General features: G+C 72.2%; 19 protein-coding genes. 10 read left to right on the top strand and 9 right to left on the bottom strand.

The genetic code is table 11. The features are described from left to right. Positions 1-2: 2 nt before the first annotated feature. From pcaB to IEZ06_RS25135, 6 genes are read right to left on the bottom strand one after another with little or no spacing between them, the layout of a single operon-like run. Complete coding sequence (gene pcaB / locus IEZ06_RS25110; protein ID WP_229798640.1) at positions 3-1,133, bottom strand: 3-carboxy-cis,cis-muconate cycloisomerase; 1,131 nt, start codon at positions 1,131-1,133, stop codon at positions 3-5. After that, positions 1,120-1,710: a protocatechuate 3,4-dioxygenase subunit alpha gene (pcaG, locus tag IEZ06_RS25115; RefSeq protein WP_189239137.1), complete on the bottom strand. Its 591-nt coding sequence runs from the start codon at positions 1,708-1,710 to the stop codon at positions 1,120-1,122. The genes pcaB and pcaG overlap by 14 nt, the downstream gene beginning before the upstream one ends. Then, positions 1,707-2,447 carry a protocatechuate 3,4-dioxygenase subunit beta gene (gene pcaH, locus IEZ06_RS25120; RefSeq protein ID WP_189239138.1) on the bottom strand — a complete coding sequence of 247 codons (741 nt, stop codon included), beginning with the start codon at positions 2,445-2,447 and terminating at the stop codon, positions 1,707-1,709. Before pcaH ends, pcaG begins: the two co-directional genes overlap by 4 nt. A gap of 7 nt (positions 2,448-2,454) precedes the next feature. Then, on the bottom strand, positions 2,455-3,612 hold the full coding sequence (locus tag IEZ06_RS25125) for a thiolase family protein (RefSeq protein ID WP_189239139.1): 1,158 nt from the start codon (positions 3,610-3,612) through the stop codon (positions 2,455-2,457). After that, entirely contained in the window at positions 3,609-4,238 is a 630-nt protein-coding gene (locus IEZ06_RS25130) for a CoA transferase subunit B (protein WP_189239140.1), read from the bottom strand. Before IEZ06_RS25130 ends, IEZ06_RS25125 begins: the two co-directional genes overlap by 4 nt. Next, positions 4,235-4,975 carry a CoA transferase subunit A gene (locus IEZ06_RS25135; protein ID WP_229798642.1) on the bottom strand — a complete coding sequence of 247 codons (741 nt, stop codon included), beginning with the start codon at positions 4,973-4,975 and terminating at the stop codon, positions 4,235-4,237. The genes IEZ06_RS25130 and IEZ06_RS25135 overlap by 4 nt, the downstream gene beginning before the upstream one ends. A gap of 184 nt (positions 4,976-5,159) precedes the next feature. Here IEZ06_RS25135 and IEZ06_RS37525 point away from each other — a divergent pair, with 184 nt between their 5' ends. Next, entirely contained in the window at positions 5,160-6,638 is a 1,479-nt protein-coding gene (locus IEZ06_RS37525; protein ID WP_203872171.1) for an IclR family transcriptional regulator domain-containing protein, read from the top strand. Between the two features lie 154 nt (positions 6,639-6,792). On the opposite strand, the gene IEZ06_RS25145 is transcribed toward IEZ06_RS37525, so the two are convergent. Continuing rightward, positions 6,793-7,707 carry an AraC family transcriptional regulator gene (locus IEZ06_RS25145; protein WP_189239142.1) on the bottom strand — a complete coding sequence of 305 codons (915 nt, stop codon included), beginning with the start codon at positions 7,705-7,707 and terminating at the stop codon, positions 6,793-6,795. 298 nt (positions 7,708-8,005) lie between these two features. Here IEZ06_RS25145 and IEZ06_RS25150 point away from each other — a divergent pair, with 298 nt between their 5' ends. From IEZ06_RS25150 to IEZ06_RS25190, 9 genes are all read left to right on the top strand, one after another. Then, entirely contained in the window at positions 8,006-9,304 is a 1,299-nt protein-coding gene (locus tag IEZ06_RS25150; protein WP_203872170.1) for an ABC transporter substrate-binding protein, read from the top strand. Further along, on the top strand, positions 9,298-10,257 hold the full coding sequence (locus IEZ06_RS25155) for a carbohydrate ABC transporter permease (RefSeq protein WP_189239144.1): 960 nt from the start codon (positions 9,298-9,300) through the stop codon (positions 10,255-10,257). The genes IEZ06_RS25150 and IEZ06_RS25155 overlap by 7 nt, the downstream gene beginning before the upstream one ends. A gap of 8 nt (positions 10,258-10,265) precedes the next feature. Further along, positions 10,266-11,105 (top strand): carbohydrate ABC transporter permease, encoded by an 840-nt coding sequence (locus IEZ06_RS25160; RefSeq protein WP_203872169.1) that lies wholly within the window; start codon positions 10,266-10,268, stop codon positions 11,103-11,105. Between the two features lie 115 nt (positions 11,106-11,220). Continuing rightward, positions 11,221-13,887, top strand: coding sequence for a family 78 glycoside hydrolase catalytic domain (locus tag IEZ06_RS25165; RefSeq protein WP_229798643.1), 2,667 nt, complete (start codon positions 11,221-11,223; stop codon positions 13,885-13,887). Positions 13,888-13,927: 40 nt separating this feature from the next. Next, positions 13,928-15,670 (top strand): glycoside hydrolase family 3 protein, encoded by a 1,743-nt coding sequence (locus IEZ06_RS25170; RefSeq protein ID WP_189239145.1) that lies wholly within the window; start codon positions 13,928-13,930, stop codon positions 15,668-15,670. Positions 15,671-15,911: 241 nt separating this feature from the next. Then, positions 15,912-17,093, top strand: coding sequence for an L-rhamnose isomerase (gene rhaI / locus IEZ06_RS25175; protein WP_189239146.1), 1,182 nt, complete (start codon positions 15,912-15,914; stop codon positions 17,091-17,093). 56 nt (positions 17,094-17,149) lie between these two features. Then, positions 17,150-19,180 carry a bifunctional aldolase/short-chain dehydrogenase gene (locus IEZ06_RS25180; RefSeq protein WP_189239147.1) on the top strand — a complete coding sequence of 677 codons (2,031 nt, stop codon included), beginning with the start codon at positions 17,150-17,152 and terminating at the stop codon, positions 19,178-19,180. 5 nt (positions 19,181-19,185) lie between these two features. Further along, positions 19,186-20,643, top strand: coding sequence for a rhamnulokinase (locus tag IEZ06_RS25185; protein ID WP_189239148.1), 1,458 nt, complete (start codon positions 19,186-19,188; stop codon positions 20,641-20,643). A gap of 2 nt (positions 20,644-20,645) precedes the next feature. Beyond that, positions 20,646-21,983, top strand: coding sequence for an LUD domain-containing protein (locus IEZ06_RS25190; RefSeq protein WP_189239149.1), 1,338 nt, complete (start codon positions 20,646-20,648; stop codon positions 21,981-21,983). Positions 21,984-22,134: 151 nt separating this feature from the next. Here the strand turns inward: IEZ06_RS25190 and IEZ06_RS25195 are convergent, their stop codons facing one another. Continuing rightward, positions 22,135-22,797: an MBL fold metallo-hydrolase gene (locus IEZ06_RS25195; protein ID WP_229798645.1), complete on the bottom strand. Its 663-nt coding sequence runs from the start codon at positions 22,795-22,797 to the stop codon at positions 22,135-22,137. Continuing rightward, on the bottom strand, positions 22,794-23,494 hold a 701-nt coding region (locus tag IEZ06_RS25200; protein ID WP_189239150.1), incomplete at its 5' end, for a zinc-binding dehydrogenase. The genes IEZ06_RS25195 and IEZ06_RS25200, both read right to left, overlap by 4 nt.

Consider the following 23,494-nt stretch of genomic DNA (forward strand, 5'->3'; position numbering starts at 1 on the left):
CGTCATGGCTCCTTCAGCGCTCTGTCGACGAGGTACGGCGCCGCGTCGGCCGAGCCGGTGACGCCGAGGTTGGCGCGCATGCGTGCGGGGTGGACCCGCAGGTCGGCGACCAGTTCGGCGGCGTTGCGAGCCGCTCCGGCGGCCAGCCGCAGCGCCTCGCGCAGTGGCTGCCACTCTGCGTGCCAGGCCCCCGGCGGCCGCTCGTCCTCGGCGGCGAGCGAGCCGTACAGGATCGCGGCCAGGGCGGGCGTCTGGCGGGCGGCCGCGGCGATCATCGTGGATCTGACCGGGTTGTGCTTGTGCGGCATGGACGACGAGCCGCCGCCCACCCCCTCGGTGAGCTCGCCGATCTCGGTGCGTGACAGCACCAGCACGTCGGCGGCGAGCTTGCCCAGTGCTCCCGTGGTGAAGGCGAGCGCTCCGGCCAGGTCGGCGACGGGTGTGCGCAGCACGTGCCAGGGGAGCACGGGTTCGGCCAGGCCGAGTTCGGCGGCGAAGCGGGCCAGGACGGCGGGGCCCCGCTCCAGGGGGTGCAGGGTTCCCGCGGGGCCGCCGAGCTGCGCCGGCAGCGCCTGCCGTACGGCACGCAGCCGGGTGCGTGCGTCGACGGCCAGCTTGCGCCAGCCCGCGGCTTTGAGCCCGAAGGTGGTGGGCACGGCCTGCTGGGTGAGGGTGCGGGCGGCCATCGGGGTGGCGCGGTGCTCGGCGGCCAGCCGGGTCAGTCCCGTGATGACGCGGTCGAGGTCGGCCAGGACCGGCCCGAGGGTCCGGTGGGCGACCAGCATCAGTGCGGTGTCGAGGATGTCCTGGCTGGTGGCGCCCCGGTGGACGCAGGAGCCGTACGGCTGCGCGGCCTCGCGGAGGTCCTCCACCAGCGGGATGACGGGGTTGCCGCCCGCGCGGACCCGCACGGCCAGGCCCAGCGGATCGAGGGCACCGGATCCGGCCGCCGCGACCACGGCCGCGGCGGCCTCGGCCGGGATCACGCCCAGCGCGGCCTGGGCGCGGGCCAGCGCGGTCTCGGCGTCCAGCATGGCCGCCAGCACGGCCGCGTCCCCGGTCCGGTGGACGGCTCCCCGCATGGGCGCCAGCAGTCCGAGGTCACCCGGGTCGGCGTGGTCATCCGAAGTCAAGGAAGACCGTCTCCTTCTCGCCCTGCAGGTGGATGTCGAACCGGTAGACGCCCTCCCGCTCCCGCTCGGCCAGGAGCGTGCGCCCGCGACCGGCGGGCAGCGTGTCGAGGAAGGGGTCGTGCGCCAGGTAGACGCGGGTGAACAGGTGGTGCAGCAGGCCGCGGGCGAACACGCAGACGCTGATGTGGCCGCTGCCGGGCGCCAGCGTGCGCAGCGCCCAGCGGCCGTCGGCGTCGGTGGCGACCCGGCCGAAGCCGGTGAAGTCGACCCCGTTCCTGCCGATGACCGCGCCGGTCACCGGGTCGCGGCGCAGGCTGCCGGGCGCGCCCGCGAGGCTCCCGGCGGGGTCGGCCTGCCAGAACTCCAGCAGCGCGTCGGGGACCGCCTCGCCCGCGCCGTCGTGGACGCGGCCGTGGACGGTGATCGCATCCGGGTCCCCGGCCGGGGCGAGGTCGCCGCCGCCGGGGAAGGGCAGCGCGTAGCCGTAGAACGGCCCGACGGTCTGCGAGGGGGTGGGATCGGCGCCGCGGCCCCCGGCGAGCCGGTCGCGGTTCGAGGCCGACGCGGGAGATGTCATCGGCCCTCCTCCATCCAGGTCGCGGCGGGGCCGTCCAGCACGATGTCCCAGCGGTAGCCGAGCGACCACTCCGGCACGGACAGGTCGTGCGCGTAGGCGGCGACCAGGCGCTGCCGGGCCCGGTCGTCGGTGACCGACTGCAGGATCGGGTCGTAGGGGAAGAGCGGGTCGCCGGGGAAGTACATCTGGGTGACCAGGCGCTGGGCGAAGGCGGTGCCGAACAGCGAGAAGTGGATGTGCGCGGGCCGCCACGCATTGACGTGGTTGCGCCAGGGGTAGGCGCCCGGCTTGATCGTGGTGAAGGTGTACTCGCCGTCGTCGCCGGTCAGGCAGCGGCCGACGCCGGTGAAGTTCGGGTCGAGCGGGGCGGGGTGGTCGTCGCGCTGGTGGGGGTAGCGGCCGGAGGCGTTGGCCTGCCAGATCTCCACGAGCTGGCCGCGGACCGGGCGGCCGTGGCGGTCGGTGATGCGGCCGTGCACGGTGATGCGCTCGCCCAGCGGCTCGCCGGGGTGCTGCCGGGTCAGGTCGTTGTCCAGGGCGGTCACGTCGGTGAGGCCGAAGACCGGGCCGGTCAGCTCGGCGGCCTCGGGGTCGGTCACCGGGACCGGCGGCTGCTTCGGGTGGCGGAGCAGGGTGCTGCGGTAGGGGGCGTAGTCGCGCGCGGGGTGGTCGCCGGGCACGGCGGCGGCATGCCGTTCGGCGATCTCCCGGTCGATGTCGGCCTGGGTGAGGGGCATGGAGCGGTTACCTTTCGAGGATGACGGCCAGGCCCTGGCCGACGCCGATGCAGAGGGAGGCCAGGCCGGTGCCGGATCCGGCGGCGGCCAGCCGGTGGGCGACCGTGCCGGTGATCCGGGCTCCGGAGGCCCCCAGCGGGTGGCCCAGCGCGATCGCCCCGCCCTGCGGGTTGACGATCGACGGGTCGAGTTCGGGCAGTTCGGCCAGGCAGCCGAGCGTCTGCGCGGCGAACGCCTCGTTCAGCTCGGCGGTGGTCAGGTCGGCGAAGCCGCGGCCCGCCCGCTCCAGGGCCCTGCGGGTCGCCTCGACCGGGCCGAGGCCGAAGTGGCGGGGTTCCAGCGCGCTGACGGCGCTGGCGGTGATCCGGGCCAGCGGTTCCCGGCCGCGCAGCCCGTCCCCGCTGACCAGGAGCAGTGCCGCCGCGCCGTCGCTGAGCGGGGAGGAGTTGCCCGCGGTGACCGTGCCACCGGGGCGGAAGACCGGCTTGAGCCCGGCCAGCTTCTCCGGCGAGGTGTCGGGGCGGATGCCCTCGTCGCGGGTCAGGCCGCCGACAGGGGTGATCTCGCGTTCGAAGGACGCCCGGGCGGCCTTGCGGTGGCTGGCGAGGGCGAAGGCGTCCTGCTCGGTGCGGGTGATGCCGTGCTTGTCGGCGATCAGCTCGGCGCCCTCGCCCAGGGCGATGGTGTGCTCGGCGGGCATGCGCGGATTGACCAGCCGCCAGCCGAGGGTGGTGGAGACGAGCTCCTGGCCGCCCGGAGGGAAGGTGCGGTCCGGCTTGGGCAGCACCCAGGGCGCGCGGGTCATCGACTCCACTCCCCCGGCGACCACCGCGCAGGCCTCCCCGAGGGCGATCATCCGGTAGGCCTGCACGACGGCCTCCATGCCGGAGCCGCACAGGCGGTTGACGGTGACGCCGGGCGTGGTGACGGGGAGCCCGGCCAGCAGCGCGGCCATCCGGGCGACGTTGCGGTTCTCCTCGCCGGCGCCGTTGGCGTTGCCGAGGACGACCTCGTCGACGGTCTCCTGGCCGGTGCGCTCCATGAGCGCCTTCAGCACGTGCGCAGCCAGGTCGTCGGGGCGTACGCCCGCGAGTGCCCCGCCGTACCGGCCGAAGGGGGTGCGCACGGCGTCGAGGACGTACACGGCTCGCGTGCCGGTGCTCATGCGGTGACCTCCGCGCCGGTACGGCCGCGCAGCTCGTCCGGGCTCACCCCGGGGGCGGTCTCCACCAGCCGCAGCCCTTCGGGAGTGACGTCCAGGACGCCGAGGTCGGTGATGACCCGGTGGACGCACGCCCGGCCGGTGAGCGGGAGCGAGCACTCCCGCACGATCTTGGGGGAGCCGTCCCTGGCCGTGTGCTCCATGACCACGATGACCCGGCGGGCGCCGTGCACCAGGTCCATCGCCCCGCCCATGCCCTTGACCAGCCTGCCGGGGACCGTCCAGTTGGCCAGGTCGCCGCGGGCCGAGACCTGCATCGCGCCCAGCACCGCCACGTCGACGTGCCCGCCGCGGATCATGCCGAAGGAGAGCGCCGAGTCGAAGAACGACGCGCCGGGCCGTACGGTCACGGTCTCCTTGCCCGCGTTGATCAGGTCGGGGTCGACCTCGTCCTCGGCCGGGTAGGGGCCGACGCCGAGCACGCCGTTCTCCGAGTGCAGCACGACGTCCGTACCGGCCGGCAGGAACGACGGGATGCGGGTGGGCAGCCCGATGCCGAGATTGACGTGGTCGCCGTCGCGCAGCTCCGCCGCCGCCCGCGCGGCCATCTCGTCGCGTGTCCAGCTCATGGGGTGCGCACCGTCCGCTTCTCGATGCCCTTGTCGGCGGCCTGCTCGGGGGTGAGCGGGAGCACCCGCTGCACGAAGATCCCGGGCAGGTGGACCTCGTCGGGGTCCAGTTCGGTCAGCTCCTCGACCTCGGCGACGGTGACCCGTCCGGCCATCGCGGCCAGCGGGTTGAAGTTGCGGGCGGCCTTGGCGAAGACCAGATTGCCGTGGCGGTCGCCCCTGGCCGCGCGGACCAGCGCGAAGTCGGTGGTGATGGCGTGCTCCAGGACGTGGGTCCGGCCGTCGAACGCGCGGGTCTCCTTGGGCGGTGAGGCCGCCGCGACCGACCCGTCGGCGGCGTAGCGGAGCGGGAGTCCGCCGTCGGCGACCGGGGTGCCGACCCCGGCGGGGGTGTAGAAGGCGGGGATGCCGCACCCGCCGGCGCGCAGCCGCTCGGCCAGGCTGCCCTGCGGGGTCAGTTCGACCTCCAGCTCGCCCGCCAGGTACTGCCGGGCGAACTCGGTGTTGTCGCCGATGTAGGAGGCGGTCACCCGGGCGATCCGCCGGGCGGCCAGCAGCACGCCCAGGCCGCCGCCGTCCGTCCCGCAGTTGTTGGAGACCACGCTCAGACCGGTCACGCCGGTGTCGTACAGCGCCTTGATCAGCACGTTCGGGATGCCGCTGAGGCCGAAGCCGCCGACCGCGAACGACGCGCCGTCGTGCACCCCGGCCAGCGCCTCGGCGGTCGAGGCCGCCACCTTGCCGCTCCCCCGGCCCACTGCCGGGTCTGTTCCCGGACCGTCTCTTCCCGTGTCTCTGCGCACGACGCTCCACCCAGTCCATATTGTTCGCTGAATGAACTTTTGTTCGCTAATGTGTGGCTGAGTATGCGTATGGAGAGCGCCCCTGTCAAAGGGCCGCACTGAACCCATGGAGATGCGGATGGAACCGGCGGGAACCGTCGAGCGCGGCCTGGCCGTCCTGCGCGCCCTGTGCGCCGAGCCCCGGCGGCGGACGCGCGCCACCGACCTGGTCCGCACCACCGGCCTGGCCAGGTCCACGGTCGACCGCGTCCTGGCCACCTTCGTCCACCTCGGCCACCTCAGGATCGACGACCGCGACGTGCTGCTCGCTCCGCGCCTGATGGAGCTGGGCGAGGCGTATCTGAACGGCAGCGGGCTGCCGCGACTGCTCGGCCCGCACGCCCGGCGGCTCGCCGACGAGCTGGACGAGTCGGTGTCGCTCGCCGTACCGGACGGCGCCGACATCCGCTTCATCGGCCAGTTCACCCGCAGGCGCACCCTGTCGGTCGCCTTCCGCGTCGGGGACACGCTGCCCGCCGACCGCTGCGCGGCCGGTCTGATTCTGCGTGATCCGAGCGCACCGTGGGCCGAGGACGACCAGCTGGTCGAACCCGGCCTCGTCGCGATCGCGATGCCCGTGCGCGACCCGGGCGGCAGGGCCGTCTGCGCGCTGAGCGCCGTCAGCCACACCAGCAGGCACACCGCCGCCGGTCTGCGCGAGCACGTCCTGCCCCGACTGCGGGAGACCGCCGCGGCGATGGAGACGGCACTCCGCACGGCCCCGGCGCCGCAGTCCCCGCCCGCCGCGTTCCACGACGCCTCCCGGGCCGCGAAGGCGGAACTGGGCACCGAATACCTGCAGTCGCTGGCCCGCGCCCTGGCCGTGCTGGTCGCGCTCGGCTCGGCGCCCGGCGGGCTCACCCTCGCCGACGCCGCCAGAGCCACCGGCCTGCCTCGGGCCACCGTACGGCGCGCGGTCCAGGCCCTGGAGCGGACGGGGTACGCGGCGGCCGACGGCACCCGGTTCGTCCTGCTGCCCCGGGTGCTGGAGCTCGGCTACGCCCACCTGTCGGAGCTGAGTCTCCAGCAGATCGCCCAGCCGCACCTGGCGGACCTGGTGGCCCGGGTCCGCGAGTCGGCCTCGCTCGCCGTGCTCTCCGGCGACGACGTCGTCTACGTGGCACGCGTGCCCACGGTCGGCATCATGAGCGTCGACATCACCGTCGGCACCCGCTTCCCCGCCTACGCCACCTCCATGGGCCGCGTCCTGCTGGCCGGCCTGCCCGGGGAACGTCTGGCGGCGATCACCCCCCGGCCGCTGACCTCCCGCACGGTCGCCTCGGCCGGTGAACTCGCGGCCGCCGTGCGGCAGGCGGCCCGGGACGGCTACGCCCTGGTCGACCAGGAGCTGGAGGAGGGCGTGCGCTCCATCGCCGTGCCCGTCCGCGACGGGACCGGCCGGACCGTCGCCGCCGTCAACGTCGCCACCCACGCCGGCCGTGCCACCCCGGCCGGCCTGGTCGACCGCGTCCTGCCCGAGCTCAGGCGGACCGCCGCCCGGATCGAGGCCGACCTGCGGCACGTCCCCGCGGCCCTGCCCGGCCCGGAGGGCGTCTGACGGCACCGAGTTCACACCCCGGTCGGCCGCGTCACACCCAGAACCGCGCAGCGTCCGACGAGGAGTCCGGCGCGGGTCTCCGCCGGGCCCCATGATCCGGCCCCGCTCGACGCCACCCTCGGTAAACGGATGACAGGCGATCGTCGGGAGACTCCTAGCGAAGATCGCCGCGCAGAGCGACGGACCTTTGAGCGAACTTCCTGCGGTAGCTGGAAGGGTTCATGCCGAAGTGGGCCTTGAACCTCCTGGCGAAGTAGTTCGGATCCCCCCAGCCCACCTGCTCGCCGATCTGCGCGATCGGCTCCTCGCCCAGCAGCAGCAGGGTCGCGGCGACCTCCACCCGCTGCCTGGCCAGATAGGCCATCGGCGGCAGGCCCGTCGCCGTCTTGAACAGGCGCACCAGGTATCCCGGCGCCAGGTGCAGCTGATCGGCCAGCTCCGTCAGTGTCCAGTCGTGGGCGACTCTGCCCTCCATCAGCCGCATCGCCCGCACGACGGCCGGATGGGCGGGACCGGTCGGCTTCTCGGCCCCCTCCCGTTCCTGGACGGCGGCCCGCGCGAGGTTGCCGAGGAACACCGACAGGTGACCGATGATGTCGCCGCGGTGCTGGGAGACCGGGCGTGAACGCAGCCGGTCCAGTCCGCCCAGATGGGTCAGGCACTCCTGCATGACCTCCTCGGAGAGCCGGAAGGAGAGCGTCCCCCTGCGGTCCATGGAGTACGGACCGGTCCACAGCAGGTATCCCAGCAGCGCGTCCTCCCGGCTCCAGGCGAGCTCCCGGTGCAGCAGCTCGACGCTGAAGCAGCAGTTGTACAGCTCCAGCCCGTCGCACTCCTCGTACCCGTGCCAGGCACCGGGCCGCAGCAGGACGACGTCGCCGCGGCTCAGCGGCTCGCGGCCCGTCGTCGTGTGGTGGACGGCGCTGCCGCCGGTGACGACCGCCACCTCGACGAAGCTGTGCGTGTGCGCGTGGAAGAAGCCGTGGTGGAGGTAGCGGCCGGCGTAGGCGAGCGAGCCGTCCGTGAAGTAGAGCAAACCCTCCGACTCCGCCACCGGATCGTCATGCATGGGCGCACCCTACCCGCCCCCATCCCGGCGGACGAGGTTAATTTCGTGCTACCAAGTGGTGAATAGCGGCCTATCGACCACGCCTCTCCGGGGTGCACCATCCAGTGCAGGAACTGAGAAACCCACCGGAAACATCCGGTGCCGGACTGCCGGCTCGCGCAGCCGATTAAAACGTTCCACCAGCTGGAGTCCACGGGCTCCCGCTGCGGAGGGCGTTCGGGGGTTCGGCGGCTCATGCGCACAGCCTTCGGCATCACGGCCGTCCGGCCGGTTCAAGCAGACCCCCCTGGGAGACGAAGTGAAACTCAAGGCATCACTGGCGCTGGTCTCGGCGTCCCTCCTGCTGACCGCCTGCGGTGGCGGCTCGGACCCGGAACCCGCCGCCGGCGGCGGCCCGGTCACCCTGTCCTTCCTCGTGGACAAGGACCCGCTGACCCTCGACGGGGCCAAGGCGCTCGCCGACGCCTTCATGAAGACCGACCCCACCGTCAAGGTCGAGGTGGAGACCCGGCCGGGAGGCACCGAGGGCGACAACATCGTCAAGACCCGGCTCTCGACCGGCGACATGGCGGACGTGTTCTGGTACAACTCCGGGTCCCTGCTCCAGGCGCTCAACCCCGCCCAGACCATGGTCGACCTCACCGGCGACCCCGTCCTGACGAACGTCCAGAAGGACTTCCTCCCGGTGGTGAGCCAGGCGGGCAAGGTCTACGGCGTGCCGGCCGGCGCCGGCATGGGCGGCGGTATCCTGTACAACCGCAAGGTCTACGAGAAGCTCGGCCTGAAGACGCCCACCACCTGGGCCGAGTTCATGGCCAACAACCAGAAGATCAAGGATGCCGGGATCACCCCGGTCATCACCACCTTCAAGGACACCTGGACCTCGCAGCTGTTCGTGCTGGGCGACTTCCACAACGTCCAGACCCAGGTGCCGGACTTCGCGCAGGACTACACCGCGGGCAAGGCCAAGTTCGCCGCCACCCCGGCCGCCCAGGCGGGCTTCGAGCACCTGGCCGAGGTCCACGCCAAGGGATACGTCAACAAGGGCTTCGGCTCGGCCACCGCCGACCAGGGACTCAAGCTGCTGGTCGAGGGCACGGGCGCGCACTACCCGATGCTCAGCGCCATGCTGCCGCCCATGCTGAAGGACAACCCGCAGGTCGCCACCGACATCGGCTTCTTCGGCGTCCCCGGCACCGACCCGGCCACGCACGGCGCCACCCTCTGGGAGCCGCCGGGCATCTACATCGCCAAGACCACCGACAAGCTGGATGCGGCCAAGAAGTTCCTGGCCTTCGTCGCCTCCCCCGCCGCCACCGAGGCCGTGGGCAAGGTCGTCCGGCCCGCCGGGCCGTACCGGATCGAGGGCGCGAAGCTCCCCGACGACGCGATCCAGGCCGCCAAGGACCTGCAGGCCTACATCGACAGGAACGCCACGACGCCCGCACTGGAGTTCCTGTCCCCGGTCAAGGGCCCGGCCCTGGAGCAGATCACCGTCGCGGTCGGCTCCGGGCTGACCCCGCCCGCCGAGGGCGCGGCCCAGTACGACAAGGACGTGGAGAAGCAGGCCAAGCAGCTGGGACTCGAAGGATGGTGACCAGGCACCAGCCGGACACCAGGGACGCCGGCCCCCGCGACAGCGCGGGGGCCGGTCTCCCGGCGCGGCGCCCCCGTTCCCGGCGCGCCCGGCGCAGGAGCGGCCCCGCCTACCCCTACGCGCTCTACCTGCCGGCCGCCGTCGTCTACACCGTGATCTTCCTGATCCCGACGGTGATGGCCTTCTACTTCTCGCTGACCCGCTGGACGCTGTTCGACAGCGAGTTCGTGGGCCTGGACAACTTCCGTGACTTCCTGGCCGAGCAGAACCTGAGCATCGGCTTCCGCAACACCGTCGTCTACGCGGCGGTGACCAGCGGCCTGAAGGTCGTGCTCGGCCTGGGCCTGGGCGTGCTGCTGACCTCGAAGCTGCGGCTGCGCGGCTTCCTGCGCTCGGTGGTGTTCTTCCCGGTGCTGGTCTCCACGGTGGCGGTCGGCATCACCTTCAGCGTGCTGCTCGCTCCCGACACCGGTCTGGTCAACCAGGTCCTGGCGCTGGTCGGGATCTCCGGCCCGGACTGGCTCGGCGAGGCGGGCACCGCGCTGCTGTCGGTGGCGCTGGTGGACGTGTGGAAGGGCGTGGGCCTGGCCACCGTCATCTACATCGCCGGGATCCTGTCCATCCCGCAGGACTACTACCAGGCCGTCTCGGTGGACGGCGGCAGCGCCTGGCACCGCTTCCGGCACGTCACACTGCCGTTGAGCTGGCCGGCGACCTACTCGGTGATCATCCTGTCGTTCATCGGGGGGCTGCGCTCGTTCGACCTGATCTGGACGATGACCCGCGGCGGGCCCGGATTCACCAGCGACGTCATCGCCTCGATCATCTACAAGCAGTACCAGGCCGGCTTCTTCGGCCTGTCCACCGCGGGCAACGTGCTGCTGTTCGTCGTCGTCACCGCCATCGTGATCCCGCTCAACTGGTTCCTGGGCAGAAGGCAGGTCGCCCCGTGAGAAGCGCCGTGAGAAGCCCCGTGAAGAATCTGCGCAGGACCGGCGCCGAAGCAGCCGCGCTCGTCGTGGCCGCCGTCGTCTTCCTGGTCCCCTTCTCCTTCATGCTGCTGACGGCCGTCAAGGACGAGAACCAGGCCGCCGACCTGGACTTCTCCTGGCCGACCAGCTGGCCGGTCGTGGAGAACCTCGTGGAGGTGATCTCGGCGCGGGACTACGTGCTGCTGCGCGCCTACGTCAACAGCACGATCCTCACCGTCGCGTCCGTCACCCTGATCGTGGTGTGCGCCGCGATGGCCGGCTACGTCATGCAGCGCCGGGCCGGCAGGCTCGGCGCCCTGGCCAACGTCCTGGTGCTGTCCGGGCTGATCATCCCGCCCGCGATCGTGCCGACCATCTGGCTGCTGCAGGCCCTCGGGCTGTTCAAGACCCTGCCCGGGCTCATCCTGGTCGAGGTCGCCTTCGGCCTGTCGTACGCGGTGCTGCTGTTCCGCGCGTTCATCGCGGCCATCCCCCGCGAGCTGGACGAGGCCGCGATGATGGACGGCTGCAGCGGACTGACCCTGTTCTTCAAGGTCATCTTCCCGCTGCTCAAGCCGGTGACGATCACCGTCATCCTCACCCAGTCGGTGGCGGTCTTCAACGACTTCGTCAACCCGCTGTACTTCCTGCCCGGCGACGAGAACGCCACCGTGCAGGTCACCCTCTACAACTTCCAGAGCCAGTACAGCACGCAGTGGAACCTGCTGTTCATGGACATCGTCCTGATCACCATCCCGCCCCTGCTGGCCTTCGTCTTCTTCAACCGCAAGATCGTCGCCGGCATGACCGCCGGCGCCATCAAGGGCTGAGCACGGGTCCGATCACCCTCCCGTCCCCGCCGGCCTTCGTCTTCCTCAACCGCGAGATCGCCGCCGGCACGACCGCCGGCGCCGTCAAGGGCTGAGCACAAGGAGCACCACGTCCGTGACCTTCCTGAACGTCACCGCCCCCGGCTACGAGCACCACCGAGACCCTCTGGGCATCGGTGAAAGCGTCCCGCGCCTGTCGTGGACGGTTCGCACCGACCTTCCCGGCTGGGCCCAGCGGGCCTATGAGATCGAGCTCGACGACGGGACCGCCACCGGGCCGATCGAGTCCGAGCAGTCCGTACTGGTCTCCTGGCCAGGTACAGCACTCACCTCGCGTGAGCGGCGCGGAGCACGGGTGCGCGTGTACGGGCATGACGACTCGGTCAGCGGCTGGAGCCCCTGGTCCTGGGTGGAGGCGGGCCTGCTGGAGGCGGCCGACTGGCGGGCGGAGGCGGCCGCGCCGCCGGTGGAACTGCTGGGCGCGCCGGACGGACCCGCACCGCTGCTGCGGCGCGAGTTCACTCTGCGCGGCCCGGTCGCCTCGGCCCGCCTGTACGTCACGGCCCACGGCCTGTACGAGGTCGAGCTCAACGGCCGGCGCGTCGGCGACGACGTGCTCGCCCCGGGCTGGACCAGCTACTCCCACCGGCTGCGCTACCGGACCTTCGACGTCACCGAGCTGCTGCACGAGGGCGGCAACGCCGTCGGCGCCTGGCTCGCCGACGGCTGGTACCGCGGCAAGGTCGGCTTCGAGGGCGGCCGGACCCGGATCTACGGCGAGCGCACCGCGCTCATCGCCCAGCTGGAGATCCGCTACGCCGACGGGACCTCCGAAACGGTGGTCACCGACGGAGGCTGGCGCTGCGCACCGGGTCCCGTCACCGCCGCGAGCCTGTACGAAGGCGAACGCCACGACGCCCGGCTGGAGCAGCGCGGCTGGTCCCTGCCCGGCTTCGACGACTCGGCCTGGCAGCCGGTCTGCGTGCTGGGGCACGATCCCGCCCTGCTCGTGGCACCATCCGGGCCTCCCGTGCGCCGGATCGAGCAACGGGACCCGGTGAAGATCGTCAGCTCCCCCTCCGGGAAGACGATCCTCGACTTCGGGCAGAACATCGCCGGACGGCTGCGCCTCCGGGTGCGCGGCGAGGCCGGCCGCACCGTCACCCTGCGCCACGCCGAGGTGCTGGAGGACGGCGAGCTGTGCGTTCGGCCGCTGCGCGCCGCATCCTCCGTCGACGCCTACACCCTGCGCGGCGAAGGCGTCGAGGAGTGGGAACCGCGCTTCACCCTGCATGGCTTCCGCTACGCCGAGGTCGACGGCTGGCCGGGACCGATCGAACACGGGGCGATCCATGCCGTGGTCTGCCACACCGGTATGGAGCGGACCGGCTGGTTCGACAGTTCAGATGAGACCCTGGACCGGTTGCACGAGAACGTGCTGTGGAGCATGCGGGGCAACTTCGTCGATATCCCCACCGACTGCCCGCAGCGCGACGAGCGCCTGGGCTGGACCGGCGACATCCAGGTCTTCGCCCCCACTGCGACGTTCCTGTACGACTGCGCGGGCATGCTGGCCTCCTGGTTGGCCGACCTGGCGGCCGAGCAGGCCGAACTCGGCACGGTCCCGGTCTACGTACCGTGGATCCCATTGCTGTTCCCGGCCGAGCCCGTCGCCGCCTGGGGCGACGCGGCCGTCATCGTGCCGTGGACGCTGTACGAGCGCTACGGCGACCCGGAGCTGCTGCGCCGGCAGTATCCGAGCATGCGGGCCTGGGTCGACCAGTGCGCTGAGCGCGCCGGTGACGGCCACCTGTGGGACAGCGGCTTCCAGCTCGGGGACTGGCTCGACCCCGCCGCTCCTCCGGACCGGCCCTTCGATGCGCGCACCGACCGCTCCCTTGTCGCCACCGCCTACCTGGCCCGCTCGGCCCGCCTGCTCTCCCAGGCCGCCGCCGTCCTGGGTGAGGAGAAGGACCACCGCCGCTACGACGACCTCGCCGACCGCGTGTGCGCCGCCTTCGACACCGAGTACGTCTCGCCCTCCGGTCGCCTGGTCGGCGATTCACAAACCGCCTACGCGCTCGCCCTGCGGTTCGGCCTCATCTCCGGGGACGGCCGCCGCGCCCGCGCGGGCCGACGCCTGGTTGAGCTGGTGCGTGAGAGCGGTCACCGGATCGGCACCGGTTTCGTCGGCACCCCGCTCATCTGCGACGCCCTGGTCGAGGCCGGCGCCGCCGACGACGCCTACCACCTGCTCATGCAGCGCGAGTGCCCCTCCTGGCTCTACCCGGTCACCATGGGCGCGACGACGGTCTGGGAGCGCTGGGACAGCCTGCTGCCCGACGGCTCGGTCAACCCCGGCGACATGACCTCCTTCAACCACTACGCTCTGGGCGCGGTCGCCGACTGGCTGCACCGCACCGTCGCCGGTCTGGCCCCCGCCGCCCCGGGGTACCGGCGCATCCTGGTGCGCCCGCTGCCCGGTGGTGGCCTGCGCCACGCCTCCGCCGCGCACCGGACTCCGTACGGCAGGGCGGAGGTGCGCTGGGAACGCGCCGGCGGCCGCCTCGACCTGGAGGTCGTCGTGCCCGCAGGCGCGACGGCCACGGTCGTCCTGCCCGGAGAGCCCGACCGGCCGGTCGAGGTCGGCGCCGGACACCACCGTTTCACGTGCGCCTTCCGCGACGCCGCCGACGACCCGGTCGCCGAGCGGCCCGGCTTCTTCGGCCCGTCGCGCCCGCAGCCGGACGACACCGTCGACCTGGTCGCCGAAGGCGCTTGATGCGGCCCCGAGAACACCGAGAGCAGGAGACAGCACCGGCATGACAGCCGCCAAGCCGTACCAGGACCCTCACCGTCCGGTCACCGAACGCGTCGAGGACCTCCTCGCCCGGATGACCCTCCAGGAGAAGGCGGGCCTGCTCTTCCACGACATGGCCACGCTGGACGACGCCTTCCCCGAACCGGTCGCCGCCCGTATCGGCGAGCGGTCGATGAACCACTTCAACCTCGTCGGCGGCGGCTCCCCGCGGGAGATCGCCGAGTGGCACAACCGCGTCCAGGAGGCGGCGCTCGCCACCCGGCTCGGCATCCCCGTCACCGTCTCCACCGACCCCCGCCACTCTTTCTCCGACAATCCGGGGATCGCGGCGGCGGCCGGGGCGTTCTCCCGGTGGCCCGAACCGCTCGGGCTGGCCGCGATCGGGGACGAGGAGCTGGTCGGGCGGTTCGCCGACACGGTGCGCCGGGAGTACCTCGCCGTCGGTATCCGCCTGGCCCTGCACCCGCAACTCGACCTGGCCACCGAGCCGCGCTGGGCCCGCGTGAGCGGCACCTTCGGCGCGGACGCCGCCCTGGCGGCCGGGCTGGGGCGGGCCTACATCCGCGGGCTGCACGGTGACGGCCTCGGGCCGCGGAGCGTGTCGTGCATGGTCAAGCACTTCCCGGGCGGCGGGCCGCAGAAGGACGGCGAGGATCCGCATTTCTCCCATGGGCGCGAGCAGGTCTACCCCGGCGACCGTTTCGAGCATCACCTCGTGCCGTTCGAAGCCGCTCTCGACGCGGGCGCCTCGCAGGTCATGCCCTCGTACGGCGTGCCCGTCGGCACGCCGTACGAAGAGGTCGCCTTCGCCTTCAACAAGGAGCTGATCACCGGGCTGCTCCGGGAGCGGTACGGCTTCGACGGCATCGTGTGCACCGACTGGGGGCTGCTGACCGACGGGTCGTTCCGCGGCGAGCCGATGCCCGCGCGGGCCTGGGGCGTCGAGCACTTGTCCCCCGCGCAGCGGGTACGGCGGGCGCTGGAAGCGGGCGTCGACCAGTTCGGCGGGGAGCGCTGCCCCGAGCTCGTCGTCGCACTGGTCGGCGACGGCGCCGTCCCCGAGACGCGCATCGACCGCTCCGTGCGCCGCCTGCTCCGGGAGAAGTTCACGCTCGGCCTGTTCGACCGGCGTTTCGTGGACCCGGACGAGGCCGAGGAGATCGTCGGCCGATCGGAGTTCCGGGCCGCCGGACTGCGCGCGCAGAGCGAGGCCGTCACCCTGCTGACGAACGGCCCGCTGCCGCTGCGGACGGGGATGAGGATCTACTGCGAGGGCGTCGACGCCCGCACGGCCGCGGCTTACGGCGAGGTGGTCGCCGTTCCGGAGGAGGCCGAGGTCGCGCTCGTCCGGCTCGCCGCGCCGTTCGAGCCACGGCCCGGCGCGTTCGAGTCGTTCTTCCACGCGGGTGACCTCGCTTTCCCTGACGCCGTGGTCCACCGGCTGCGGGACCTGGCCGGCCGGGTGCCCACCGTCGTCGACGTCCACCTGGAGCGCCCGGCCGTCCTGCCGGAGATCGCTGACGCTGCGGCCTCGCTGCTGGCGAGTTTCGGTGCCTGCGATGAGGCCGTGCTGGACGTCGTCTTCGGCCGCCGCGCGCCGCGCGGCAGGCTTCCCGTCGAGCTGCCCCGGTCGATGGAGGCGGTGCGCCGCAGCCGATCCGACGTCCCGGGTGACACTCGTGATCCGGTTTTTCCTCTGGGACACGGTCTGGAGTTCTCCTGCGAGGTCGGCCGTCACGACTGAGGAGGGCGGTCGCCGGATCGGTCATCACGGCAGCGAGCGCGTGATGGCCGTTCCGGGCTGCCGTCGGGAACGGCGCTTGGGCGGCGGTCCTGCCACGGGGCCTTGCCGGTCAGGTCATCGAAGTCACCCGCCCGGTCGGGCATCGGATCTGATTCCGGCATCGCCGCCGTCCGAACCCCCACGGATTTAAAACGTTTTGTATTCGCTCAAGGGCGACTACTCGAGAAACGGAGCCATCACCATGAGTCATCAAGATCAGGCGGCCCTTGACAACGTCAAGCGGGCGCTGAGAACGCAGACGATCGAGACGCCGTCGTGGGCGTATGCCAACTCCGGCACCCGGTTCAAGGTATTCGCGCAGCAGGGCGTGCCGCGGGACCCGTACGAGAAGATCGCCGACGCGGCGGTGGTGCACCGCTTGACCGGTGTGGCCCCGACCGTGGCACTGCACATCCCCTGGGACAAGGTGGACGACTACGCCGATCTGGCCTCCTACGCCGAAGGGCAGGGCGTCGCGCTGGGCGCGATCAACTCCAACGTCTTCCAAGACGACGACTACAAGCTGGGCTCGGTGACCAACCCGGATCCTGGCGTACGCCGCAAGGCCGTCGACCACCTGCTGGAATGCGTCGACATCATGGACGCCACCGGCTCGCGCGACCTGAAGCTGTGGTTCTCCGACGGCACCAACTACCCCGGCCAGGATGACATCCGCGCCCGCCAAGACCGGCTGGCCGAGGCGCTGCGCGAGGTCTACGACCGCCTCGGCACCGAGCAGCGCATGCTCTTGGAGTACAAGCTGTTCGAGCCGGCCTTCTACACCACCGACGTGCCCGACTGGGGCACCGCTTACGCCCACTGCCTGGAGCTTGGCCCCAAGGCCCAGGTCGTCATCGACACCGGCCACCACGCGCCGGGAACCAACATCGAGTTCATCGTGGCGTTCCTGCTGCGGCAGGGCAGGCTCGGCGCGTTCGACTTCAACTCCCGCTTCTACGCCGACGATGACCTCATGGTCGGCGCGGCCGACCCGTTCCAGCTCTTCAGGATCATGCACGAGATCGTGCGGGCCGACGCGCTGCGGCCGGAGTACGGCATCGCGTTCATGCTCGACCAGTGCCACAACATCGAGGCGAAGATCCCCGCGATCATCCGCTCGGTGATGAACGTCCAGGAAGCCACCGCCAAGGCCTTGCTGGTGGACCGCGAATCGCTCACCGCCGCTCAGCGGTCGGGTGACGTGCTCGGCGCCAACGCCGTGCTGATGGACGCCTACAACACCGACGTGCGGCCGTTGCTGGCCGAACTCCGCGCCGACCTCGACCTCGATCCCGACCCGATCGCCGCCTACGCCCGCTCCGGTTACTTCGAGAAGATCACCGCCGGACGCGTCGGCGGACGGCAGGCCGGCTGGGGCGCCTGAGCCCGAACTCGCCCACCTCGTCAGTATCTCTCCGAGAACTCCCAGGAAGACCCACCATGACCAACCCCGCAGTGCGTGACCTGCTGGCCCGCAGCAACCGGCTCGGCGCTGACCCCCGCAACACCAACTACGCCGGCGGTAACACCTCCGCCAAGAGTGAGACCGTCGACCCCGTCACCGGGACTTCGGCCCGGTTGCTCTGGGTCAAGGGCTCCGGCGGCGACCTGGGCACCCTGACCGAACCCGGCCTGGCCGTACTGCGGCTGGACCGGCTGCGCGCGCTGACCGAGGTGTACCCGGGAGTGGAACGCGAGGACGAGATGGTCGCCGCGTTCGACCACTGCGCCTTCGGCCGGGGCGGCGCCGCCCCCAGCATCGACACCGCCATGCACGGCCTGGTGGACGCCGCGCACGTCGATCACCTGCACCCCGACGCCGGCATCGCCGTCGCCACCGCCGCCGACGGCCCCGCGCTGACCAAGGAGATCTTCGGTGATCGGGTCGTCTGGGTGCCCTGGCGACGCCCCGGATTCCAGCTCGGCCTGGACATCGCCGCCGTCCACCGGGCCAATCCGCAGGCTGTCGGCGTCATCCTCGGCGGGCACGGCATCACCGCCTGGGGTGCGACCAGCCAGGAGTGCGAACGCAACTCCCTGGAGATCATCGAGACCGCGGCGCGGTACATCGCCGAGCACGGCCGCCCCGAGCCGTTCGGCCCGGTCGCTTACGAGACTCTGCCCGAGGCCGAGCGGCGCCAGCGGGCCGCCGCGCTCTTCCCGGTCCTGCGCGGCCTGGTCTCGACCGACCGGCCGCAGGTCGGCCACTACACCGACACCGATGTCGTGCTGGACTTCGTCTCCCGCGCCGAGCACCCCCGGTTGGCGGCGCTGGGCACCTCCTGCCCGGACCACTTCCTGCGGACCAAGGTCCGGCCGATGGTGGTGGACCTGCCGCCGACCGCGCCGCTGGAGGACGTGATCGCCCGCGTCAAGGAGTTGCACGCCGCCTACCGTGAGGACTACCGCGCCTACTACGACCGGCACGCCACCCCCGACAGCCCGCCGATGCGCGGCGCCGACCCGGCGATCGTGCTGGTGCCCGGCGTGGGCATGTTCTCCTTCGGCGCCGACAAGCAGACCGCCCGGGTGGCGGGCGAGTTCTACGTCAACGCGATCAATGTGATGCGCGGCGCCGAGGCGATCTCGGCGTACGCGCCGATCGACGAGGCGGAGAAGTTCCGGATCGAGTACTGGGCGCTGGAGGAGGCCAAACTCGCCCGCATGCCCAAGCCCAAGGCATTGTCCACCCGGATCGCGCTGGTCACCGGCGGTGGGTCCGGCATCGGCCGAGCGATCGCCCACCGGCTGGCGGCTGAGGGCGCATGCGTCGTGGTCGCCGATCGCGACGCCGAGACCGCCGCGATGGTCGCCGCCGAGATCGGTGGCACCGACGCGGCGGTCGCCGTCGCGGCTGACGTCACCGACTCCGGCGCGGTCTCGGCGGCGGTGCGCGCGACAGTGCTGGCATTCGGCGGCGTGGACCTAGTGGTCAACAACGCCGGGTTGTCGATCTCCAAGCCGCTGCTGGAGACCAGCGAGGCCGACTGGGACCTCCAGCACGACGTCATGGCCAAGGGCTCCTTCCTGGTCTCCCGCGAGACCGCCAAGGTGATGACCGCGCAGGGCATGGGCGGCGACATCGTCTATATCTCCAGCAAGAACTCCCTGTTCGCCGGCCCGAACAACGTCGCCTACGGCGCCGCCAAAGCCGACCAGGCCCACCAGGTGCGGCTGCTCGCCGCCGAACTCGGTGAGCACGGCATCCGCGTCAACGGCGTCAACCCCGACGGCGTGGTCCGCGGCTCCGGGATCTTCGCCGGCGGCTGGGGCGCACAGCGCGCGGCCGTGTACGGCGTACCCGAGGAAGAGCTCGGCGCGTTCTACGCCCAGCGCACCCTGCTCAAGCGGGAGGTGCTGCCCGAGCACATCGCAGGCGCCGTGTTCGTGCTGACCGGCGGGGAGCTGTCGCACACCACCGGGTTGCACATCCCGGTCGACGCCGGTGTCGCCGCGGCGTTCCTGCGATGACGGCGATGCCCTCCTCCCCCGCGGCCCGCGATGACCGCGCCTTCGCGGCGGTCGACCTCGGTGCGTCCAGCGGCCGCGTCATGGTCGGCCGCCTCGGCCCCGGCTACCTCGACCTGACCGAGGCACACCGTTTCGCCAACGAACCGGTGCGCGTCGGCGCCACCCTGCACTGGGACGTCCTGGCGCTGTACGCGGGCATGCTGCGGGGACTGCGCGCGGCTGGGCCGGTCGCCAGTGTCGGCATCGACTCCTGGGCGGTGGACTACGGGCTGCTGGACGCCTCCGGTGCGCTGCTGGGCAACCCGGTGCACTACCGCGACGCCCGCACCGACGGCCTCGCCGACCGGGTGGCCGACGAGCTCGGCCGCGAGCGCCTGTACGGCGTCACGGGCCTGCAGCACCTGCCCTTCAACACCCTCTACCAGGTGGCCTCCGCCGTGGGCACGCCCCAGTACGAACTCGCCCACCGGCTGCTGCTCATCCCTGACCTGCTGGCCTACTGGCTCACCGGGGAGGTCGGCGCGGAGGTCACCAACGCCTCCACCACCCAGCTGTACGACCTGAACCGCCGCGCCTGGGCGACCGAGCTGATGGCCGAGGCCGGTATCCGGCCGGAGCTGCTGGCGCCGCTGCGCGAACCCGGCACCCGGATCGGCCGGGGCCGGCCCGAGATCGGACTGCCCGGCGGACCGGACGTGGTGGCCGTCGCCTCGCACGACACCGCCTCGGCCGTCGTCGCGGTGCCCGCCTCCGGGCCGGACTTCGCCTACATCTCCTGCGGCACCTGGTCCCTGGTCGGCGTCGAGCTGAACCGGCCGGTGCTGGGCGAGGCGAGCCGGCGGGCCAACTTCACCAACGAGACCGGCGTCGACGGCACGATCCGCTACCTGCGCAACGTGATGGGGCTCTGGCTGCTGCAGGAGTCACTGCGCGCCTGGGGTGAACCGGACCTACCAGAGTTGCTGCGCCGGGCCGCCGACCGGCCCGCGTTCGCGTCGGTGATCGACGTGGACGACGCGGTGTTCCTGCCGCCCGGGGACATGCCCGCCCGCATCGCCGACGCCTGCCGCGCCACCGGCCAGCCCGTGCCGGAGAGCCCGGCCGCCGTCGTGCGGTGCGTCCTGGACAGCCTCGCTCTGGCGCACCGCCGGGCCGTACGGCAGGCGCAGGAGCTGTCCGGCCGGCACGTCGACGCCGTGCACGTCGTCGGCGGCGGCGCCCGCAACGCGCTGCTGTGCCAGCTGACCGCCGACGCCTGCGGCCTGCCCGTGGTGGCCGGGCCGGTGGAGGCCACCGCGCTCGGCAACGTGCTCGTCCAGGCCCGCGCCGCCGGGGTCGCCGGTCCCGGCCTGCCGGAACTGCGGGCGCTGGTCCGCGAGACCCAGGATCTCGTGCGGTACGAGCCGCGCGGCGACGCGCGGGCGTGGGCGGCGGCCGAGGCGCGTCTGGGCGGGGAGGGCTGACCGTGCGCATCGCGTTGTTCGTCACCTGCCTGGCCGACATGCTGTTCCCGGAGGCGGCCAAGGCCACGGTCCGGCTGCTGGAGCGGCTGGGCCACGAGGTGGTCTTCCCCGCCGGGCAGACCTGCTGCGGGCAGATGCATGTCAACACCGGCTACCAGGCCGAGGCGCTGAAGCTGGTCCGGCGGCACGTGCGGGTGTTCGACCCGTACGACGTGATCGTGACGCCGTCGGGCTCGTGCGCCGGATCGGTACGGCACCAGCACGCGGCGGTGGCCCGCCGGGCGGGCGACGAGCGTCTGGCCGAGGAGGCCGGGCAGGTCGGGCGGCGCACCTACGAGCTGTCCGAGCTGTTGGTGGACGTGCTGGGGGTGACCGACGTGGGCGCCTACTACCCGCACCGGGTCACCTACCATCCGACCTGGCAGGACCTGGAGGTGTTCCTGCAACTGCTGCCCCGGGCCTCGACGGGTGAGCGGATGAACCCCTACACCTCCATGTGGACCGGGATCACCCCCGGCGACGGACCGCAGGCCTTCCATCTGGTGCTGCTGGACAACGGCCGCAGCGCGGTCCTCTCCGACGAGGTCGGTCGCCAAGCGCTTCATTGCATCCGCTGCTCGGCCTGCCTGAACGTGTGCCCGGTGTACGAGCGCACCGGCGGCCACGCCTACGGCTCGGTCTATCCCGGTCCGATCGGTGCGGTGCTGTCCCCGCAGCTGACCGGGGTGGAGGACAACGCCTCGCTGCCGTACGCCTCCTCGCTGTGCGGGGCCTGCTTCGACGCCTGCCCCGTGAAACGGTCCTCGCCCGCAGATGAGCACCTGGTCGAGCTGCTGGTCGACAGGCTGACCGACTACCGCGCTCATGTGCACCGAGCGGGTGACGGCGATGCTGACGGCTCCGGTGCTGCCGCCGTCGTCTCCGCGATCCTCGCGGGCGTGCCGGGGCTACCATGCGTCGTCGTACCGCCGGGCCTGCCGCCTGAGTGGCTGCCGGACTCGGTGAACGTGCTGCGGGACGACGGCCTGGACACCGGCCGCCTCTCGGCCGTGGACGGTGTGGTCACCGCGGCAGCGGTGGTCGTGGCCGAGACCGGCACGATCGTGTTGGACGGCTCCGCGGATCAGGGCAGGCGGGTCATCACGCTCCTGCCTGACCTGCACATCTGCATTGTCCGTCCGGAACAGGTGGTCGCCATCGTCCCCGAAGCCCTGGCCCGGCTCGCTCCGGACCGCCCTCTCACCTGGATCAGTGGGCCGTCGGCTACCAGCGACATCGAACTCGACCGGGTCGAGGGTGTCCACGGGCCCCGCGAGCTGCACGTCGTCATTGCGGGCTGACCGGCCGCAGCCGATCACCCTCGACCGGGCCGCGGCCCTCGATATGTCCGATCCGATCCCGCGTCGCCTGATCATCCAGGCGACGCGGGACGTTTCCTGCGAGAGATTCCTGTGGGTCTCCGTCGTACGGCGGAGACCCACAGGGCCGTCGTCAGTGTCCTCGGCGGATCCACTCCTGCAGGTGGGGAGCCTCCGCGCCGATCGTCGTGGAGCCGCCGTGCCCGGTGTGCACGACCGTGCGCTCCGGCAGCGTCAGCAGCCGGTCGCGGATCGAGGCGACGATGACGCCGAAGTCCGAGAAGGACCGCCCGGTGGCGCCCGGACCGCCTTGGAATAGGGTGTCACCGGTGAAGACGGCACCGAGCTCGGGTACGTGGAAGCAGCAGGCGCCGGGGGCGTGGCCGGGCGTGTGCAGGACCTCCAACCGGGTGCCGGCGACCTCGATGACCTGACCGTCTGCCAAAGACCCGTCAGGGTCGCGGTCGGGGTGGGTGAACCGCCACAGCGGCAGGTCGGCCGGGTGCAGCAGGACGGGCGCCCCGGTGACCTCGGCCAGGGCCGGGGCGGCGCGAACGTGGTCGTCGTGGGCGTGGGTGGCCAGAATCGCGACGACCGTGCGGCCCGCGATCAGCTCGGTAATGGCCGCCACGTCGTGCGGGGCGTCGAAGACCACGCACTCGGTGTCGTCGCCCAGGACCCAGACGTTGTTGTCGACGTCGAAGGTCTGGCCGTCCAAGCTGAAGGTGCCGGAGGTGACGGTGCGGTCGATGCGGGCACCCGCCGGGGAACCGCCGTCCACGGTTCCGGCGTTCACAGGACCACCACCGAGCGCAGGACCTCGCCGCGGTGCATCTTGGCGAACGCGGCCTCGACGTCGCCGAGCCCGACCGTCTCGGTGACGAACCCGTCCAGGTTCAGCCGCCCCTGCAGGTACAGGTCGATCAGCATGGGGAAGTCGCGGCTGGGCAGGCAGTCGCCGTACCACGACGACTTCAGCGCGCCGCCGCGGCCGAAGACGTCCAGCAGCGGCAGCTCCAGCGTCATCTCCGGGGTCGGCACCCCCACCAGCACCACCGTCCCGGCCAGGTCGCGGGCGTAGAAGGCCTGCTCGTAGGTCTCCGGGCGGCCGACCGCCTCGATCACCACGTCCGCGCCGAACCCGCCGGTCAGCTCCCGGACCGCCTCCACCGCGTCGGCCTCGCGGGAGTTGACCGTGTGGGTCGCGCCGAAGCCCCTGGCCCACTCCAGCTTGCGGTCGTCGACGTCCACCGCGATGATCCTCGCCGCGCCGGCCAGGGAGGCGCCCAGCACGGCCGCGCTCCCCACGCCGCCGCAGCCGATCACCGCCACGCTGTCGCCCCGGCCCACCCCGCCGGTGTTGATCGCCGCGCCGATGCCCGCCATCACCCCGCAGCCGAGCAGGCCCGCCACCGCCGGGGCCGCCGCCGGATCCACCTTGGTGCACTGCCCGGCCGCCACCAAGGTCTTCTCCGCGAACGCGCCGATGCCCA

Source organism: Planomonospora antibiotica (assembly GCF_014647955.1).
In the GTDB taxonomy this organism is placed as follows: domain Bacteria; phylum Actinomycetota; class Actinomycetes; order Streptosporangiales; family Streptosporangiaceae; genus Planomonospora; species Planomonospora parontospora.